The 19171-nt window shown below is 54.6% G+C and carries 15 protein-coding genes; 3 read left to right on the forward strand and 12 right to left on the reverse strand.

Annotation, left to right across the window (positions count from 1 at the left end; genetic code table 11):
• Window positions 1–61: 61 nt before the first annotated feature.
• The 11 genes from I6L38_RS11955 to I6L38_RS12005 all read right to left on the reverse strand — a co-directional run bounded on the left by I6L38_RS11955 (window position 62) and on the right by I6L38_RS12005 (window position 15202).
• The gene (locus I6L38_RS11955; protein ID WP_080760780.1) at window positions 62–1150 is read right to left on the reverse strand and encodes a DegT/DnrJ/EryC1/StrS aminotransferase family protein; all 1089 of its coding nucleotides are present in this window, start codon (window positions 1148–1150) and stop codon (window positions 62–64) included.
• Between the two features lie 2 nt (window positions 1151–1152).
• A complete protein-coding gene (gmd, locus tag I6L38_RS11960) occupies window positions 1153–2274 on the reverse strand; it encodes a GDP-mannose 4,6-dehydratase (protein ID WP_080760781.1) in 1122 nt (373 codons plus the stop codon).
• Between the two features lie 14 nt (window positions 2275–2288).
• The gene (locus tag I6L38_RS11965; protein WP_080760782.1) at window positions 2289–3653 is read right to left on the reverse strand and encodes a phosphomannomutase; all 1365 of its coding nucleotides are present in this window, start codon (window positions 3651–3653) and stop codon (window positions 2289–2291) included.
• Window positions 3654–3683: 30 nt separating this feature from the next.
• Entirely contained in the window at window positions 3684–5081 is a 1398-nt protein-coding gene (locus I6L38_RS11970; protein WP_080760783.1) for a mannose-1-phosphate guanylyltransferase/mannose-6-phosphate isomerase, read from the reverse strand.
• Between the two features lie 2 nt (window positions 5082–5083).
• The gene (gene rfbC / locus I6L38_RS11975) at window positions 5084–5647 is read right to left on the reverse strand and encodes a dTDP-4-dehydrorhamnose 3,5-epimerase (RefSeq protein ID WP_043169753.1); all 564 of its coding nucleotides are present in this window, start codon (window positions 5645–5647) and stop codon (window positions 5084–5086) included.
• A gap of 56 nt (window positions 5648–5703) precedes the next feature.
• Window positions 5704–6588: a glucose-1-phosphate thymidylyltransferase RfbA gene (gene rfbA, locus I6L38_RS11980; RefSeq protein WP_043169754.1), complete on the reverse strand. Its 885-nt coding sequence runs from the start codon at window positions 6586–6588 to the stop codon at window positions 5704–5706.
• A 112-nt stretch (window positions 6589–6700) separates the two neighbouring features.
• Window positions 6701–7588, reverse strand: coding sequence for a dTDP-4-dehydrorhamnose reductase (gene rfbD, locus I6L38_RS11985; protein ID WP_043169756.1), 888 nt, complete (start codon window positions 7586–7588; stop codon window positions 6701–6703).
• Window positions 7588–8673, reverse strand: coding sequence for a dTDP-glucose 4,6-dehydratase (rfbB, locus tag I6L38_RS11990; RefSeq protein ID WP_043169758.1), 1086 nt, complete (start codon window positions 8671–8673; stop codon window positions 7588–7590). The genes rfbD and rfbB overlap by 1 nt, the downstream gene beginning before the upstream one ends.
• 760 nt (window positions 8674–9433) lie before the next feature.
• Complete coding sequence (locus I6L38_RS11995; protein WP_216988521.1) at window positions 9434–10849, reverse strand: efflux transporter outer membrane subunit; 1416 nt, start codon at window positions 10847–10849, stop codon at window positions 9434–9436.
• Window positions 10842–13991: an efflux RND transporter permease subunit gene (locus I6L38_RS12000; protein WP_065016977.1), complete on the reverse strand. Its 3150-nt coding sequence runs from the start codon at window positions 13989–13991 to the stop codon at window positions 10842–10844. The genes I6L38_RS11995 and I6L38_RS12000 overlap by 8 nt, the downstream gene beginning before the upstream one ends.
• A gap of 17 nt (window positions 13992–14008) precedes the next feature.
• Complete coding sequence (locus I6L38_RS12005; RefSeq protein ID WP_017786284.1) at window positions 14009–15202, reverse strand: efflux RND transporter periplasmic adaptor subunit; 1194 nt, start codon at window positions 15200–15202, stop codon at window positions 14009–14011.
• A 143-nt stretch (window positions 15203–15345) separates the two neighbouring features.
• Between I6L38_RS12005 and I6L38_RS12010 the strand changes: the two genes are divergently transcribed.
• The 3 genes from I6L38_RS12010 (at window position 15346) to I6L38_RS12020 (ending at window position 18102) form a co-directional block, all read left to right on the forward strand.
• Window positions 15346–15987 carry a TetR family transcriptional regulator gene (locus I6L38_RS12010; RefSeq protein WP_041203640.1) on the forward strand — a complete coding sequence of 214 codons (642 nt, stop codon included), beginning with the start codon at window positions 15346–15348 and terminating at the stop codon, window positions 15985–15987.
• Between the two features lie 237 nt (window positions 15988–16224).
• On the forward strand, window positions 16225–16728 hold the full coding sequence (locus tag I6L38_RS12015) for a cyclopropane-fatty-acyl-phospholipid synthase family protein (protein WP_029305790.1): 504 nt from the start codon (window positions 16225–16227) through the stop codon (window positions 16726–16728).
• A 195-nt stretch (window positions 16729–16923) separates the two neighbouring features.
• Window positions 16924–18102 carry a dicarboxylate/amino acid:cation symporter gene (locus I6L38_RS12020; RefSeq protein WP_005302882.1) on the forward strand — a complete coding sequence of 393 codons (1179 nt, stop codon included), beginning with the start codon at window positions 16924–16926 and terminating at the stop codon, window positions 18100–18102.
• Window positions 18103–18170: 68 nt separating this feature from the next.
• On the opposite strand, the gene tesB is transcribed toward I6L38_RS12020, so the two are convergent.
• Entirely contained in the window at window positions 18171–19034 is an 864-nt protein-coding gene (gene tesB, locus I6L38_RS12025) for an acyl-CoA thioesterase II (protein ID WP_024942564.1), read from the reverse strand.
• Window positions 19035–19171: the final 137 nt, after the last annotated feature.

Genomic DNA, 19171 nt, shown 5'->3' on the forward strand with positions numbered 1-19171 from the left:
GTTTCCATTAGTTTAAAATGACCCTTCACTAATAAAATATGAAGGGTCATCTATCTGAATACTATTTATTTAAGTAGAAATCAGCGATTACTTTGCAGATAAAATCAATATCTTTTTCAGATAACTCAGGGTAACTTGGTAAATTCATGCCTCTTGAACTAATATCTTCAGCAACAGAAAACTTCTGTTCTGTAAATACATGTGGCATTGTGTTAGCTAAAGGAAACAATGGCCTTGTCTCGACACCATGATTTTTTAGAACATTTCTGAGCAAATCTCTATCTTGTGCATTCTCTACAAGGATCGAGCACATCCAGTATGAATGTCTGGCATTCTCAATCTCTTTGTGGAACGTAATCGGTAAATGGTTCAATCGACGCTGGTACCAGCAGGCAATCTCTCTCTTTTTGGCAATGATCTCATCTGCTTGTTCTAATTGTGCCAAACCAATCGCAGCACATATATTGGTCATGCGATAATTAAATGCCAACGCATCATGCCAATACTCTTTCAGCTTCGAGACCCCCTGGCTCTTCAAGTGACATGCCAATTCATGGACAATTTTATCCTTTGAAACAACCATACCACCTTCACCGGTAGTTATTGTCTTATTGCCAAAGAAACTGAATGTCGCCACGTCACCAAATGTACCAACATGCTTATTTTTATAAAGAGTGCCGAAAGCTTCCGCACAGTCTTCTATCAAAAACAAGTTATGTTTTTTACAAACATCTACTAATGCATCCATGTCACATGGTAAACCATAAAGATGCACAGCCATGACAGCCTTAGTCTTTGCCGTGATTTTTGTTATCACGTCATTGACATCGATGTTCCATGTATCTGGTAGCGAGTCTACATAGACAACTTTGGCACCGGTCTGGATGATGGTATTTACTGAAGCAATATATGTGAATGAAGGAACAATGACCTCATCACCAGGACCAATACCTAAAGCAGCCATCGCCAAATGCAGTGCCACGGTGCCATTACTAACCGTTGTACAATATTCTGCACCAATATACTTTGAAAATGCAGATTCAAATCTGTTAATAAATTCACCTTTTGAAGAGATCCATGTTGAATCAAGGCATTCATTAACGTATTTTTTTTCATTACCAGACAATCTTGGTTGATATACTGGAATCATAATCACTCCACACTAACATTAACATCAAAACCATGTGATTTCAGCAAGGCATGCTGACGAGCTTGCTGCAAATCATATGCAACCATCTCTTTTACCATTTCTGCAAGAGTCGTTTCCGGCTCCCAACCCAGCTTATTTTTGGCATTAGATGGATCACCAAGGAGTGTCTCTACTTCTGCCGGTCTGAAATAACGCGGATCAACACATACGATAATATCACCAACCTTTAATGCCGGTGCCTTATCTCCAGAAATAGCCGAAACAACAGCTTTCTCATCGACACCACTCCCAACGAAGCTTAATTCAACACCTAACTCGGCAGCAGCGATTTTTATAAATTCACGGACACTATATTGCACTCCAGTTGCAATCACAAAATCCTCTGGTTGCTCTTGTTGCAACATCATCCATTGCATCTTGACATAGTCTCTTGCATGTCCCCAATCGCGTAATGAGTCCATATTCCCCATATACAGGCACTTTTCGAGACCTTGAGCAATATTTGCCAAACCTCGAGTTATTTTTCTAGTAACAAATGTTTCACCACGACGGGGGGACTCATGATTAAACAAAATTCCATTACAAGCATACATGCCGTATGCCTCACGATAATTCACCGTGATCCAATACGCATACATTTTAGCCACGGCATAAGGGCTGCGCGGATAAAAAGGTGTTGTCTCTCGCTGCGGAATTTCTTGCACCAGACCGTATAGTTCGGATGTCGATGCCTGATAAAACCGAGTTTTTTTGGTTAGCCCCAAGAAACGAATAGCTTCCAATAAGCGCAAGGTGCCGATCGCATCGACATCCGCAGTATATTCTGGAGAATCAAAACTAACAGCGACATGAGATTGAGCACCAAGATTGTAAACTTCATCGGGTTGAACTTCGGCTATAATTCTCGTTAGATTTGATGAATCAGTTAAGTCGCCGTAATGCAGTTTAAAATCAACATTTTCCTCATGAGGATCTTTATAAATGTGGTCTACACGTTGTGTATTAAACTGAGATGCACGGCGCTTAATACCATGCACTTCATAACCCTTCTCTAATAGAAATTCAGCCAGATATGAACCATCCTGACCAGTCACCCCAGTAATCAATGCTACTTTCTTGGACATTTTCAGCACTCTCCCTATATGTTGTTGATCATTTTATGTAATGAATTCAAACCAGACGTTAACTTGCTTATATTATTTTTACTTTCAACATTAAGCCTTAGTAGTGGCTCCGTATTTGAAATGCGAACATTAAATCGCCAATCGTTCATTTCGATACTAAGACCATCTACATATTCTACCTTGACAGCGAGTGGTACATAAACCTCTTCAAGCGTCTTTATTATTTCAAGAGCATTATCGACTCTATAGTTTATCTCTCCACTACATGGATATGCTTTAACTCGCTCAGCCACTAAACTTGACAATGTGGACTTTTTTAGTGATAACAAGTTAATTACTAGTAACCATGGAATCATACCACTATCACAGTAGCCAAAATCACGGAAATAGTGATGAGCACTCATTTCACCACCATAAATTGCGTTTTCACTGCGCATCCGTTCTTTAATAAAAGCATGACCAGTTTTGCTTTGTACAGGTATGCCGCCAGACTTCTCAACGATATCGATAGTATTCCATGTCAAGCGTGGATCATGAATTATTCTCTCATGAGGATTATCTACTAAAAATGCCTCTGCCAATAATCCAACGATATAATATCCTTCGATGAAAATACCATTTTCATCGAACAGAAAGCAGCGATCAAAATCACCATCCCACGCAATGCCCATATCAGCATGATGAAATTTTACAGCTTCCGATGTCACATCTCTATTTTCAGGAAGTAATGGATTAGGAATGCCATTGGGAAAGTTACCATTTTCTTCATGATGAATTTTTATAAATTCGACTGGAACATTAAGGGTATTAAAACGTTGTTCAATAACATCAATTACATGGCCTGCAGCACCATTACCGGCATTCACAACCAGCTTGAGCGGACGTAATTGATGTGGCTTTATATACGTCAGTAAATGATCGACATAAGCATCTAGTATCGATTTTTTACTCAATGTACCTCGCCGAGGTGATACACTGAAGTCCCCCTTTTCAGCCAATGTTCGAATATCATTCAAACCACTATCGCCACTAATTGGACGAGCATCACGACCAACCAGCTTCATGCCATTATAATCCATAGGATTATGGCTGGCAGTAACTTCTATCGCACCGTCAATATCCAATGTGAAGGCTGCAAAATAAGTTTCTTCAGTACCGGTTACGCCCAAATCAATAACATCACAACCTGCATCTAGAATACCGTTTGCAAGCGCTTGTTTTAAGCCTTCACTAGTTAGTCGAACATCACCTCCAACAGCAATTCTCGTTGCCTTTAAATATTGTGCTGTTGCACGACCAATACGATAGGCAATCTCAGTGTTTAATTCATCACCCAATTTTCCACGAATATCGTAAGCTTTAAAACAAGTAAGATTCATCTAATTCCCTCCCTTAATTATGATTCCTTTTTAATAATCAATAATATCGTCTTCACCCAAATACTCACCAGTTTGAACTTCTAGCATAACTAAGTCGATGAGACCAGGATTTTTTAATTGATGGCGATGTCCGGCAGGAATATATGTAGATTGGTTAGCTGTTAGTAATGTAATCTGATCTTCATAAAAGACCTCTGCAACACCAGATAGTACAACCCAATGCTCATTTCTATGATGATGCATTTGCATCGTTAAACTAGCACCAGGTTTAACCTCAAGTCTTTTAATTTTAAAACGTTCACCCGCCTCAAGTAATGTATATAGACCCCAGGGGCAATAAACAGTACGATGCATTTTAAATGCATCATTATTTATCGCCTTAAGATTATTATAAATCAACTTGACATCTTGACTGTTCTCTTTATGTGCAACCAATAATGCATCTGCTGTATCAACAATAACTAGATTTTCTATACCAACTGCACCAATAACTCGATCTTCACTCGATATATAACAGTTTGAGGTAGCATGTAAAATTGCATGGCCTTGAACGGTATTTCCATGTTCATCGGCTCGATGGAGGTCACTCATTGCAGCCCAAGAGCCAATATCACTCCAACCTATGTCACAGGGCACCACCGAAACATTGCCTGATTTCTCCATCACAGCATAGTCTATCGATATGTCTGGTACATGACTAAACGTGTCAGGATCAAGGTCAATATGTTTTACCTTTTTACTTTGAACCAGTTCTGACCTGTCGAGGCATGCTTTTGTTGCTGACAATACTTCTGGGCAATGCAAATCCATCTCTGTAATCATTGTACTTGCTTTAAAGCAAAACATGCCTGAGTTCCAGAAGAAACGACCACTTGCGACGTACTCACTTGCCTTATCCAAGGTTGGCTTTTCAACAAAACGCAATACGCTTGTACCAGTGGCCTCGATATAACCATAACCGGTTTCAGGAATTGTTGGCTTAATGCCAAATGTGACTAATTGTCCTGCTTTCGCCAATTCAACTGCACAAGAGACAGCATCATCGAATGCAACCTGATCTGTGATTAAGTGATCGGCAGCTAATACTAGCAAGATCGCATCATCACCATATGTATCACGAACATAAACTGCAGCTGATGCTACTGCTGCTGCGGTGTTACGACCATAGGGTTCCAGAATAAATGAAGTCTGAACTTCATTGCTATTCACCTCTTTAAATGAGTCTAGTGTTTTGAAATAAAGATCTCTGTTAGTGATCGTCAAAACTTCTCTGATATCAGCTAGCTTTGCTCCACGTAAAAATGCTTTTTGCAAAAAACTCTGATTATCAGATAGTTTGATGAACGGTTTGGGATGCTGTTCACGCGAAATGGGCCATAATCTAGAACCGCTGCCACCACACATAATTGCAGGAATTAAAACTGTCATAGCTACACCATGAAATTATAGTTAAATTTTTTAGCCATCATAAATGATTTTGCACTTGCATCTTTCCTAGACAATACAGGGAACATATCATTATCCCATTTTATAGATAGCTGCTGATCATTCCAGCATATTGAATTTTCAAAATCTGGTTGGTAATAATTAGTTGCTTTATATAAAACTTCTGCGGTCTCTGTTCTTGTGATAAACCCATGAGCAAATCCTTCAGGAATCCATAATTGACGTTTGTTTGTATCTGACAAATGGGCTCCAACCCATCGCCCAAAAGTCGGCGAGCTTTTACGAATATCAACTGCCACATCAAATATTTCACCAATGATACAGCGCACTAACTTTCCTTGCGCATGCGGGGGAAGTTGATAGTGCAAACCACGCAATACACCTTTAGATGATTTTGAGTGATTATCTTGTACAAAGGTGACAGGGTATCCCACCGCTTCTTCAAATAGCTTATGATTGAAACTTTCAAAGAAAAAGCCACGCTCATCACTAAATACCCTAGGCTCAAATAGAAGTATGTCAGGGAGCTCCGTCTTTATTACATTCATCTCAGATATGCCAATTAAATTTATTCGTGGTACAGAGTGGTAACACCACCCAGATATCACATCAGACTTTGTTCAACCATTCTTAGCAAATATTGTCCATAGGTATTCTTTTCTAATGGTAGCGCGAGCGCACGTACCTGCTCTACATCAATAAATTTTTTGCGATAAGCGATCTCTTCTGGGCAAGCGACTTTCAACCCCTGACGAGTTTCGATAATCTGAATAAAGTTGCTCGCTTCAATCAGGCTTTCATAGGTTCCGGTATCAAGCCAGGCATAACCGCGGCCCATCATCACCACCGATAAACTACCTTGCTCCAAGTAGATACGGTTCACATCGGTGATTTCCAGCTCACCACGGGGCGACGGTTTCAGACCCTTGGCCATCTCCACCACACTGTTGTCGTAGAAATAGAGGCCAGTGACCGCATAGTTGCTCTTGGGATCCTGTGGCTTCTCTTCCAGCGAAATAACGCTGCCTTGCTTATCAAACTCCACCACCCCATAACGCTCCGGATCATGCACATGATAGGCAAAAACGGTGGCACCACTGTCTTTACTGGCTGCCGCTTCCAGCTGTTTCTGCAAGTCGTGGCCGTAGAAGATGTTGTCTCCCAGCACCAGTGCACAGGGGTCTGAACCGATGAACTCTTCACCCAGAATAAAGGCTTGTGCCAACCCGTCCGGGCTTGGCTGCACCTTGTATTGCAAATTCAGGCCCCACTGGCTGCCATCGCCCAGTAATTGTTCAAAGCGGGGGATATCTTGCGGGGTACTGATGATCAAAATATCGCGAATGCCCGCCAGCATCAGGGTGCTCAATGGGTAGTAGATCATCGGCTTATCATAGATCGGTAGCAGCTGCTTGCTGACAGCCATGGTGACGGGGTAGAGACGTGTGCCAGAGCCCCCAGCCAGAATAATGCCTTTACGTTTGGTCATGATGCTTGTTTCTTATTTTTAAATTACAAACGAGAAGGGTGGCTTGATACAACACCTTTCTGTTTTATCCCTGCCAGCCAGAGAGGTGTTCAATACGTCCCAGGCCTGTGATTTACTTGCCCAGAGTTTCGGTCAACATCCGCTCCACACCGACCGTCCAGTCCGGCAGTACCAGCTCGAAGGTGCGCTGGAATTTGCTGGTATCCAAGCGGGAGTTATGAGGGCGTTTGGCCGGGGTCGGGAAGGCACTGGTTGGCACCGCATTGAGCTGCGTGACCGCCAGTTCAACCCCGGCCTCTCTGGCTTTGGCAAACACCAGCTGGGCGTAGTCAAACCAAGTGGTGGTACCGGAGGCAATCAGATGGTACAGCCCGGCGACCTCGGGTCTGCTCTGCGCCACGCGGAGCGCATGGGCGGTGCAATCCGCCAGCAATTCAGCACCGGTCGGGGCGCCAAACTGGTCATTGATGACCGACAGTTCGCTACGCTCCTTGCCAAAACGCAGCATGGTCTTGGCAAAGTTGGCACCGCGGGCCGCGTAGACCCAGCTGGTGCGGAAGATCAGGTGACGCGAGCACAGGGCCGCAGCCTGCTCACCCGCCAGCTTGGTTTCGCCGTACGCATTCAGCGGTGCGGTCGCATCGGTTTCAAGCCAAGGGCGCTCACCACTACCATCGAACACATAGTCGGTGGAGTAGTGAACTAGCCAGGCTCCCAATGCCTCCGCTTCTCTGGCAATCGCCGCCACACTGGTCGCGTTGAGCAGTTCGGCAAACTCCCGCTCGCTCTCGGCTTTGTCTACCGCAGTGTGGGCCGCCGCGTTCGCGATGACATCCGGCTTCACCTGGCGCACAGTCTCCGCTACGCCGGCCGGCTTGCTGAAGTCACCGCAATAATCGGTGGAGTCAAAATCGACAGCTGTGATACGGCCCAGTGGTGCCAGTGCACGTTGCAGCTCCCAGCCAACCTGACCATTCTTGCCAAACAGCAGAATATGCATCAGGCACGCTTCCCGTAGTTTTGTTCAATCCAGGATTGGTAGGCGCCGCTCTTGACGTTGTTGACCCACTGCTGGTTATCCAGATACCACAGCACTGTCTTGCGAATGCCGGATTCAAAAGTTTCTTGCGGTTGCCAGGCGAGTTCAGCGCTCATCTTGCTGGCGTCAATGGCATAACGGCGGTCATGGCCAGGGCGGTCGGCCACGTAGGTGATTTGATCGCGGTAGGAGCCGGCTTTGGGCACCATTTCATCCAGCAGATCGCAGATGGTATGCACGACTTCCAGATTCTGTTTCTCGTTGTGGCCGCCGATGTTGTAGGTCTCGCCGATGACACCTGTGGTGACCACGGTATAAAGCGCGCGGGCGTGATCTTCCACATAGAGCCAGTCACGGATCTGGTCACCCTTGCCGTACACCGGCAGCGGTTTGCCATCCAGCGCGTTGAGGATCACCAGCGGGATCAGCTTCTCGGGGAAGTGGTACGGACCGTAGTTGTTGGAGCAGTTGGTGACGACGGTCGGCAGACCGTAAGTACGGCGCCAGGCGCGCACCAGATGGTCACTGGAAGCCTTGGAAGCAGAGTAGGGGCTGCTGGGGGCATAGGGGGTGGTTTCGGTGAAGAGCGGCAGTGCCACACCGGGGACCACTTCATCCGGATGGGGCAGGTCGCCATACACCTCGTCGGTGGAGATATGGTGGAAACGGAAGGCCGCCTTGCGTACCTCATCTAGGCCGTTCCAGTAGGCGCGAGCCGCTTCCAGCAGCATGTAGGTGCCGACGATATTGGTCTCGATGAAGTCGGCGGGGCCGGTGATGGAACGATCAACATGGCTCTCGGCAGCCAGGTGCATCACGGCGTCCGGCTGATACTGAGCAAACACCCGATCCAGCTCGGCGCGGTTGCAGATATCCACCAGTTCAAAGGCATAACGTTCACTGCTGGCGACACAGGCCAAGGATTCCAGGTTGCCCGCATAGGTGAGTTTGTCGAGGTTGATAACTGAGTCATTGGTATCTCGGATGATATGACGAACAACCGCCGAACCGATAAAACCAGCACCACCAGTGACAAGAATTTTCATAGTTATGCTCTTGAAAATTAATAGAAAACTTAGTTTTTAGACGCACTGAATCGACGATTACCCTCGTCTTTGCAGAGAATGTCTGATGCTGTGCAAATCAAAAGCGATAGCTACCGCCCCTGAGTTACAGCCCCCAGTTTGCTGCTTTTAACCAGAATGTATGTGCTGTTGGTCATAATGCCCTCCAGCTTGGGATTGTTCTGCCATCGTCCCTGATGACAAGATTGCTGTCTGTTTGGCCTTCAACCTGGCCGTTGCACAAGCTGAAGCCATATAAATTGCTATGCCCCAAGGACAAAGTCTGGATTCTAGCGCCTTTCCCAGCGCCTTGAATAGCCAAAACAACCTTGCTCAAAACAAGTCATCTACAACCCATTTTGCTGTTGCTCAACACTCTATTGGTGGCCGGAAATGTTCGGTCATCATTCAAAAAGCCCCTATCGACACCTCATCATCATTTTCCACTGCTAATATCCCAAGTAAAAATAGTGATAAATTGCGTATCGGAGTGGAGCTAGCTCACAAGAACACCATTTTGCTCCAATCCTTGAAGAAGATGAGTAACACTTTCTTACAATTGCCATTCACTGAATGCTCAGAATTCAGGTCTTTTCACCCATCTCTGCAGCCTGCCGATAGACTGTCTGCACGACGTATTATGTCATTTGGGCTTCATATGTATATGTTTTTGCTCAAAAGAAACGGGGCGAACCCGATGGTTCGCCCCGTATTGGCCTGCTGATGGAAGGTATGAGTGTGCCTACTGCTGGCGCTCGCCCTTGTCACCCTCGGTATCGGTGGCTTGCCAGCCGCCGCCGACGGCTTTGTAGAGCGCGACCTGGTTGCTAAGCTGCGCCAGACGGGTACTGATCAGCCCCTGCTTGGCACTGAACAGCGAACGCTGGGCATCAAGCCGGGTGAGATAACTGTCCACCCCCTTCTCGTAGCGCACCTCCGCCAGCTTGAAGTAGGTCTGACTCGCCTTCACCAGCGCCTGCTGGGCCTGCAGCTGCTGCTGATAGTCAGCCTGGGCGCCGAGCGTATCCGCCACTTCCTTGAACGCGGTCTGGATGCTCTTCTCGTAGCTCGCCACCGCCTGCCTGGTGCTTACCTCGGCCACATCCAGATCCGCGATGCGCTTGCCACCGTCAAAAATCGGCAGGTTGATCTGCGGCATGAAGGTCCAGGTACCGGTGCCACCGTCAAACAACCCGCTCAACTGGTTGCTGGCGGTGCCCGCCGTCGCGGTCAGCGAGATGGTCGGGAAGAAGGCCGCACGGGCGGCGCCGATATTGGCATTGGCCGCTTTCAGGCTGTGCTCGGCCGCCAGGATGTCCGGGCGCTGTTGCAGCAGGCTGGAGGGGGCACCCACCGGGATGGCCGCCAGCTGCACCTCGGCCAGGGTCGCCGGCTCGGTCATCAGTGCGGGAACACTGGTCCCGAGCAGCAACGCCAGGCCATTGCGATCCTGCTTCACCTGCCGTTGGTACTGGGCCAGGCTCACCTTGGCGCTCTCCAGCGCGGTACGGCCCTGGGCCAGCTCCATCTCGGAGGCGGCCCCCAGCCGGTACTTGTGCTCGGTCAGACCATAGCTCTCCTGCTCGGTGGCCAGGGTCGCCTCGCTCAGCGCCAGCAACTCCTGATCCGCCAGCAGGGTGAGATAGGCGTTGGCCACCGAGGCCACCAGGGCTATCTGGGTGCTGCGCTGGGTCTCGATTTGCGCCAGATAGGTCTCCAGCGCCTGATCTTTGAGGCTCTGGATCCGGCCGAACAGGTCCAGCTCGTAGGCGGTGATGCCGATGTTGGCGCCGTACTGGCTGCTGATGGTGCCCTGCCCCGTGCTGCTGAGATCGTCCGATCCCTGCTGGCGGGTACCCGAGCCATTGGCAGCCAGGGTCGGCAGCTGTGCCGCCCGCTGGATCCGGTATCTGGCCTCGTAGGCCTCCACGTTGAGGGCCGCGATACGCAGATCCCGGTTGTTCTCGAGGGCCGTGGCGATCAGCTGCTGCAGGGCGGGATCCAGGAACTGCTGGCGCCAGGAGGAGACGGCCGCCTCCCCCGTCTGGTTGCTCTGCCAGGTGGCGCCTTGCGGCAGCTCGGGGCGCTGGTAATCGGGGGCCATGGAACAGCCCCCCAACAGCAGAGTCACGCTCAAGGCGATCAGGGTCTTAGTCATGTTTGATCTCCTCGGCATGGGCCAGACGCGCTTGCTTGGTACTGTGCTTGGTGAAATAGCGCATCACCAGCACGAAGAACAGCGGCACAAAGAAGATGGCCAGCACGGTGGCACTGATCATCCCCCCCATCACGCCGGTACCGATGGCGTTGCGGCTGCTGGCGCCGGCGCCGGTACTGATCACCAGCGGCAATACGCCGAGGATGAAGGCGAGCGAGGTCATCAGGATCGGACGCAGGCGCAGGCGCGCCGCCTCCACCACGGCTTCACTCAGTCCCATACCCCTGTCATAAAGCTCTTTGGCAAATTCCACGATCAGAATCGCGTTCTTGGCCGACAGCCCTATGGTGGTGAGCAGGCCCACCTGGAAGTAGACGTCGTTCTCCAGCCCCCGCAGGGTGGCGGCCACAATGGCCCCCAACACCCCGAGCGGCACCACCAGCATCACCGAGAACGGAATGCTCCAGCTCTCGTAGAGGGCGGCCAGACAGAGGAACACCACCAGCAGCGAGATGGCGTACAGGGCCGGCGCTTGGGAGCCCGCCTGCCGCTCCTGATAGGAGAGACCGGTCCACTCGATGCCGATGCCTTCCGGCAGCTGCTTCACCATCTGCTCGATGGCGGCCATGGCGTCACCGGTACTCTTGCCCGGTGCCGCTTCCCCGACGATCTCCATCGCCGGTACGCCGTTGTAACGTTCCAGCCGTGGCGAGCCGAAGCTCCAGTCGGTGCTGGCAAAGGCGGAGAAGGGCACCATTTGACCGGCGCTGTTGCGCACGTACCAGAGCTTGAGATCTTCCGGGTTCATCCGGAAGGGGGCATCCGCCTGCAGATAGACCTTCTTGACCCGGCCTCTGTCGACAAAGTCGTTCACATAGGCAGAACCCCAGGCACTGGAGAGCGTGCTGTTGATGTCGCTGATGGAGAGCCCCTGCGCCAGCGCCTTCTCGTAGTCGATCTTGATGTCGAGCTGGGGAGTATCTTCCATCCCGTTCGGGCGCACCCGCACCAGGTTGGGATCCTGCGCCGCCATGCCGAGCAGCTGGTTGCGCGCCGCCATCAGCTTGTCGTGGCCCACACCGGCCCGATCCTGCAGATAGAAGTCAAAGCCGGTGGCCGTCCCGAGCTCCGGGATGGGGGGCAGGTTGAAGGCGAACACCTGGGCTTCCTTGATGCTGAACAGGTAGCCCATGGCGCGGCCGATGATGGCATTGGCGCTGCGATCCGGCGTGTTGCGCTCCTTCCAGTCTTTCAGCTTGATGAAGGCCATGCCGCTGTTCTGACCGCTACCGGCGAAGCTGAAGCCCGCCACCGTCAGCACGGAGTCGACGTTCTCCTTCTCGTTCTTCATGAAGTAGTCGCGCATGTCAGCCAGCACCACCTCGGTGCGCTGCTTGGTGGCACCGACCGGCAGCTGCACCATGGACATGATGACCCCCTGATCCTCTTCCGGCAGGAAGGAGGTGGGCATGCGCATGAACAGGATGGCCAGTACCGCCAGCATGGCCGCATAGATGATGCCGTAGCGAACGCCCTGCTTGACCACCTTGCGCACCCCGCTCTGATAGCGGTTGGCGCTGGCGTCGAAGGCCCGGTTGAACCAGCCGAAGAAACCGCGCTTGGCACCGAACTCGCCATGCTTGATGGGCTTGAGCAGGGTGGCGCACAGGGCCGGGGTCAGGATCAGCGCCACCAGCACCGACAACACCATGGCCGAAACGATGGTGAGGGAGAACTGGCGATAGATGGCACCGGTGGAGCCGCCGAAGAAGGCCATCGGCACGAACACCGCCGAGAGCACCAGGGCGATCCCCACCAGGGCGCCGGTGATCTGGGTCATCGACTTGCGGGTCGCCTCGAGCGGAGAGAGATCCTCCTCGCTCATCAGGCGCTCCACGTTCTCCACCACCACGATGGCGTCATCCACCAGCAAACCGATGGCCAGCACCAGACCGAACATGGTCAGGGTGTTGATGGAGAAGCCGAACGCCGCCATGACGCCGAAGGTCCCGAGCAGCACCACGGGCACCGCGATGGTCGGGATCAGGGTGGCGCGGAAGTTCTGCAGGAACAGATACATCACGCAGAACACCAGGAAGATCGCCTCCACCAGGGTCTGCACCACCTCCTCGATGGAGATCTTCACGAACGGCGTGGTGTCGTACGGATAGACGATCTCCATGTTGGCCGGGAAGTAGGCGGAGAGCTCGCCCAGCTTGCCACGCACCTTCTCGGCGGTATCCAGCGCGTTGGCACCGGTCGCCAGCTTGATGGCCACCGCCGCGGTGGGTTGCCCGTTGTAGAGCGCCTCGGCATCGTAGCTTTCACCGGCCAGTTCGACCCGGGCCACGTCTTTGAGCCGTACCTTGGAGCCGTCCTGGTTCACCCGCAGCAGGATGTCGTTGAACTGCGCCACGGTGGAGAGTCGGGTCTGCCCCATGATGGTGGCGGTGAACTGCTGATCGGTCACCGCCGGGGTGCCCCCCAGCTTGCCGAAGGCCACCTGGGTGTTTTGCGCCTTGATGGCGGTCTGCACATCCCCCGGGGTCATCTGCACCCGGTTGAGCTTGTTGGGATCGAGCCAGACCCGCATGGAGTATTGGCTGCCGAACAATGTGATGTCCCCTACCCCGTCCAGACGACTGAGCGGCTCCTTGATGTTGGCCACCACGTAGTCGGCCAGGTCATCGTTGGTCATGGCGCCATCTTTGGAGATGAAGGCGGCCACCATCAGGAAGCTGCTGGAGGTCTTCTGGACCCGGATCCCCTGCTGCTGCACCTCTTGCGGCAACAGCGACATGGCTTGCTGCAGCTTGTTCTGTACCTGCACCTGAGCGATGTCGGGGTCGGTTCCCGGCTGGAAGGTGAGGGTGACCGACACCCGGCCGGAGGAGTCCGACTGGGAGGACATGTAGAGCAGGTGATCCAGCCCGGTCATGTTCTGCTCGATGATCTGGGTCACCGAGTCTTCCACCGTCTTGGCGGAGGCCCCTGGGTAGCTGGCGGAGATGCCCACCGCCGGCGGCGCAATGCTCGGATACTGGGCAACCGGCAGGCCTATGATGGCTAGGCTGCCCGCCAGCATGATCACCAGGGCGATCACCCAGGCGAAAATGGGTCTGTCTATGAAAAATCGTGCCATGAGGCGACTACTCCATCCTACTTGTTGGCCGGGGCATTGGCCGGCGCCTGGGCAGACTGCGCAGCGGCGCCCTGTTCAGCCGGCGCCACGACGACCCCGGGTTTTACCTTTTGCAGGCCGGCGACGATCACCCGCTCACCCGCCTTGAGACCGGATTCCACCACCCAGTCGCTGCCGACAATGCGGCCCAGCTGCACTTCACGCAGCTCCACCTTGTTGTCCGCCGTCACCACCATCACGGTGGCGCCGCCTTTCGGCGTGCGGGTCACCGCGGTCTGCGGCACCAACAGCCCTTCGGCGCGCTCGCCCTCCTGCAGGGTGGCACGCATGAACATGCCCGGCAGCAGCAGCTGATGAGGGTTGGGGACGATCACCCGCAGGGTCACCATGCCGGTGGTCTCATCCACGGTCACATCGGAGAACTGCAGCGAGCCCTCTTCACCGTAGGTGGAGCCATCTTCCAGCTGGAAGCTCACCCGGGCGCCTTTCTGCTCGTCCTGGGTCAGCTTGCCGGCCGCCACCTGGCGCTTGAGGCGCAGCAGATCGGCGGTGGACTGGCGCACGTCCACATACATGGGATCGAGCTGCTGGATGGAGGTGAGGCTGTCGGCCTGCTGGGCCGTCACCAGCGCCCCCTCGGTCACCGCAGACTTGCCGATGCGGCCGCTGATGGGGGCGGTGATGCGGGTATAGGCCAGGTTGATGTTGGCGCTCTGCAGCGCCGCCTTGGCGGCACCGATTTCGGCCAACTGCTGCTTCCAGGCCGCGTCGGCGTCGTCATACTCCTGGCTGCTGATGGCCTTCACCTTTACCAGCTCGGCATAGCGCTTGGCCTTGAGGCGGGCGCTCTGCTCGTTGGCCTGCGCCTTGGCCAGGTTGGCCTTGGCACTGGCGACGGCGGCCTGATAGACGGCGGGGTCGATCTGGTAGAGCAATTGACCGGCCTTGACGTCGCTGCCCTCGGTAAAGAGGCGCTTGAGAATGATGCCGCTCACCTGGGGGCGCACCTCGGCGACCCGCAGCGGGGCGCTACGGCCGGTCAGCTCGGTGGTGAGCTGCAACGGCGCCGTGTGCAGGGTGACGACATCCACCGCGGCCGGCGGCATCGCACCGGGTCCTTGCTGGGCGGGGCCCTGTTCGCCGCAAGCGGTCAACAGACCGCTCGCCAGCAGCGCAAGGCCGACTGAACGTGCGAGAATATGTTTATGCATGAAAAACCTGAGCCTCTGTCTATCAATGAAAAACCACAGGGTTTATAGGACCCGGTTGGTAAAATTGGAAAGATGAGGCAATATACATACATTCATAAATGTATGTAAGTGACTTTTTTTACTTTTACAAGGTGCGCAGAGAGATGGCCAGAAGAACCAAAGAAGAGGCGCAGCAGACCCGCTGCCACATCATGAGTACGGCCCTGGATCTGTTCTGCTCACAAGGCCTGGCCAAGACCAGCCTGACCGACATCGCCAGGGCCGCCGAGCTGACCCGGGGCGCCATTTACTGGCATTTCAAGAACAAGGAAGAGCTGTTCGTCTCCCTCTGGGAGGAGCTCTGCCAGCCCCTCTCCCACCAGCTCGATGCCTGCGTCTCCGAGCAGGAGCCCGACCCCCTCGGCAAGCTGCGCAGCTTCCTCAAGGGGGTGATCATCAAGATAAGCACCGAACCCGCCCATCAGCAGATGTTCACCATACTGTTCAACCTGGAGTCGCTGGAGGGAGAGGCCATCTCACTGCGCGAGCACATGCGCAGCCAGTCCAACAACTTCTTCCGGGATCTGGAGATCACCCTGGGCAATGCGGTGCGCCTCGGCCAGCTGCCGCGGGAGCTGGATCTGCAGCGGGCCGCCACCCTGCTGCACTGCACCCTGGATGGCTACATCATCAACTGGCTGCACTTCCCGGATCGCATCGACTTGCGCCAGGAGGCCGACTTTGTGCTGGACAACCTGTTCGCCCTGATCGCCCAGTCCGGCGGCCCGGCCACCCGCCGCACCTGACTCACAGCCGCTCAGCACGGGTCCATTGGCCGGCGCAGACACTCCCCAGTTCCCTCCCCTTCCTTTGGCGCCCCGGCGCCAAATTGGCTCAAATTTGCTATAGTCACGCCCCCGAAACAGAGTAGCGTCCCCGAAAAAGTGCCCGCCATGTCCCGTTCGTCTCCCCATTGCCCGCCGATGTTCCTTGCCACCCCCTCAGCCGACCCACTGTCCGTCGCGCGTCAGCAGTTTCTGGCCTTGCTCCATTGTGGTGCCCATCTGCTGGAGGCGGGCTGCGGCGAAGGCGACGATCTCTGCTTCTTTCGCCAGCAGGGGCTGGTGGTGACGGCCTTCGATGCCCGTCTGGCACAGGCCAGAATCGCCTCGCGGCGCAGCGGCCAGCCGGTGCGGGTCTGCCGCATCGGGCAGTTGCATAGCGTGGTGCCCTATGACGGCATCTGGGCGCGCGGGGCCTTGCCGGCGATCGCGCCAGACGAGCTCAGCGACGCGCTGACCCATCTGGCCGGGCTGCTCAAGCCCGCCGGAGCGCTCTATTGCGCCTTTCCCCACCTCAGTGGCCAGATCGTTGCCACCGGCAGCACATCTGGTGCTCCCTCAACCCAAGCGCACCTCTCCCTGACCCGGCTCGATGAGGACGGCCTGCGCCGGCTCATCGCCCCGCTGCCGCTGCAACTGCAGCAGTGCTGGGAGAGCGAGCAGGCAGATGGCCGCTGGCTGCACGCCCTGCTGCTTCGCAGCTGAAGGGCCGCACCAAATTAATCACCCGCAGCACTTCGCGATCGCCTGGCCAGTGGCTATCACCACCACGATCACATTTAACAATATTTAACTCGACATTAACGCACCTGCGACAGACATGATGCGGATTTTGTGTTAAAAAGCGGCATTAAAATCAAAATTAAATAACAAATCAGACACTAACACCTGGATTTACTTATGAAACTTGTCCTCAAACTGGTTGCCGGCATCCTCGCCGGTCTCTTGCTCGGTCTCTACGCCCCTGAATGGGTCGCACGCGTGCTGTTTACGGCCAAGACAGTCATAGGTCAGCTGATCACCTTCACCATTCCGCTCATCATCCTCTTCTTCATCATGAGCGGCATCGCCAGCCTGCCGAAGAACTCCGGCAAGCTGCTGGGCAAGACGGTCGCCCTCTCCTACTGCTCCACCATACTGGCGGGGCTGTTCGCCTTTACCGTGGCCAGCAACCTGATCCCGCGTCTGACCAGCGCCGCCGAGTCCACCGCCGAGAGCGCCATCAAGCTCACCTCCTACATCAATCTGGAGATCCCGCCGCTGTTCGGGGTGATGTCGGCACTGGCCGCAGCCTTCGTGTTCGGCATCGGCATCAGCGCCACCCAGGCCACCGACCTGCGCCGGGTCGCCGATCAGGGCCGCGACATCATCGACCGCCTGCTGGCCAAGGTGATCATCCCGCTGCTGCCGTTCTACATCGCCGGCGTCTTCGTCGAGATGACGGTGGAAGGCACCGTGTTTGCCACCCTGAAGACCTTCGGCGTGGTGCTGGTGATGGCCATCATCATGCACTGGCTCTGGCTCTCCGTGCTGTTCGTCGGCACCGGTCTGGCCCTGGGCCGCTCCCCGGCCCAGCTCATCAAGAACATGCTGCCGGCCTACTTCACCGCCCTTGGCACCATGTCCAGCGCCGCCACCATCCCGGTCGCCCTGCAGGCCAGCAAGAACAACGGCGTGAGCGCCGGCATCGCCAACTTCACCGTGCCGCTGTGCGCCACCATTCACCTGTGTGGCTCCACCATCACCCTGGTGACCTGTGCCACCGCCGTGATGTTCCTCTCCGAGCATCTGGCCATTCCTGGCATCGGCACCATGCTGCCCTTCATCATGATGCTGGGTGTCATCATGATTGCCGCCCCGGGTGCCCCGGGTGGTGGCGTCATGTCCGCACTGGGCCTGCTCACCTCCATGCTGGGGTTTGGTGAGGCCTCCATCGCCCTGATGATCGCCCTCTACCTGGCCCAGGACAGCTTCGGCACCGCCTGCAACGTCACCGGCGACGGCGTCATCGCCCTGTGGGCCGACCGTTTCGCCCAGAGCGGCGAAACAGCCCTCAGCGCCGAGCAAGATGCGGCCTGATAGAGCAAGACGACCATAAAAAAAACGGGAGCCATCGGCTCCCGTTTTTTGTTGGCGGTCAGCGCTAATCAACCGCGGCGGCGGATCACCCCCTCCTGCGCCGTGCTGGCCACCAGCACCCCGTCGCGGGTGAAGAACTGGCCGCGCACCAGGCCACGACCGGCGCTGGCGCTCGGGCTGTCCACCACGTAGAGCAGCCAGTCGTCCAGCCGGAAGTCCCGGTGGAACCACATGGAGTGGTCTATGGTGGCCACCTGCATGTCCGGCTCCCAGTACGACACCCCGTGGGGCTGCAGGGCGGTGAACAGGAAGTGGAAGTCGGAGGCATAGGCCAGCAGGTACTTGTGCACCCGTTGATCGTCCGGCATCTGGCCATTGGCCTTGAACCAGACGTGGCGCAGCGGCTCATGCACGTCGGGGCGGATCGGGTCGACCAGGGTCACCGGGCGAATTTCGATGGGCTTCTCGCACATGATCTTGTCGCGCAGGGCGGGCGGGATCTGCTGCTCGTAGGGGCGCACCAGCTCCAGCTCGCTCTTGAGCTGCTCGGGGGGCGTGATCCCCGCCGGCATGGCGATCTGGTGTTCAAACCCCTCGGCCTCGACCTGGAAGGAGGCGTTGAGATAGAAGATGGGCTTGCCGCCCTGAATGGCCTTGACCCGGCGGGTGGAGACGGTCTGACCGTCGCGGATGTTCTCCACGTCGTAGACGATGGGACGGTTGGCATCGCCGGGGCGCAGGAAGTAGGAGTGGAAGCTGTGCACCTGGCGATCGCTGGCCACCGTCTGCTTGGCGGCTGACAAGGCCTGCCCCATTACCTGTCCGCCAAACACGGCCCGCAGACCGAGATCCTGGCTCTGGCCCCGAAACAGGCCCTCCTCGATTTTTTCGAGCGCCAGCAACGCCAGCAGCTCATCAAGTACCTTGCTCATTATTATCTCCTGTGTCAGTGCCGGAAGGCTAACAAGCCCGCCTCCGCCGGGCAACCACCCCGGCCCCCGCCAGCCGCCTGCCTGGCCCCATTAATTCAGCAATCCTGCACATTGAACAATAACGGACGCAGCAGGCG

The organism is Aeromonas sp. FDAARGOS 1408 (genome assembly GCF_019048665.1).
GTDB lineage: Bacteria > Pseudomonadota > Gammaproteobacteria > Enterobacterales > Aeromonadaceae > Aeromonas > Aeromonas dhakensis.

Coding starts and splice junctions, on each gene's coding strand:
- I6L38_RS12020 (WP_005302882.1), top strand. CDS start 16,924: ATGAAACTTGTCCTCAAACTGGTTGCCGGCATCCTCGCCGGTCTCTTG.
- rfbA (WP_043169754.1), bottom strand. CDS start 6,588: ATGACCAAACGTAAAGGCATTATTCTGGCTGGGGGCTCTGGCACACGT.
- I6L38_RS11995 (WP_216988521.1), bottom strand. CDS start 10,849: ATGACTAAGACCCTGATCGCCTTGAGCGTGACTCTGCTGTTGGGGGGC.
- I6L38_RS12010 (WP_041203640.1), top strand. CDS start 15,346: ATGGCCAGAAGAACCAAAGAAGAGGCGCAGCAGACCCGCTGCCACATC.
- I6L38_RS11955 (WP_080760780.1), bottom strand. CDS start 1,150: ATGATTCCAGTATATCAACCAAGATTGTCTGGTAATGAAAAAAAATAC.
- gmd (WP_080760781.1), bottom strand. CDS start 2,274: ATGTCCAAGAAAGTAGCATTGATTACTGGGGTGACTGGTCAGGATGGT.
- I6L38_RS11965 (WP_080760782.1), bottom strand. CDS start 3,653: ATGAATCTTACTTGTTTTAAAGCTTACGATATTCGTGGAAAATTGGGT.
- I6L38_RS11970 (WP_080760783.1), bottom strand. CDS start 5,081: ATGACAGTTTTAATTCCTGCAATTATGTGTGGTGGCAGCGGTTCTAGA.
- rfbD (WP_043169756.1), bottom strand. CDS start 7,588: ATGCATATTCTGCTGTTTGGCAAGAATGGTCAGGTTGGCTGGGAGCTG.
- rfbC (WP_043169753.1), bottom strand. CDS start 5,647: ATGAATGTAATAAAGACGGAGCTCCCTGACATACTTCTATTTGAGCCT.
- rfbB (WP_043169758.1), bottom strand. CDS start 8,673: ATGAAAATTCTTGTCACTGGTGGTGCTGGTTTTATCGGTTCGGCGGTT.
- tesB (WP_024942564.1), bottom strand. CDS start 19,034: ATGAGCAAGGTACTTGATGAGCTGCTGGCGTTGCTGGCGCTCGAAAAA.
- I6L38_RS12005 (WP_017786284.1), bottom strand. CDS start 15,202: ATGCATAAACATATTCTCGCACGTTCAGTCGGCCTTGCGCTGCTGGCG.
- I6L38_RS12000 (WP_065016977.1), bottom strand. CDS start 13,991: ATGGCACGATTTTTCATAGACAGACCCATTTTCGCCTGGGTGATCGCC.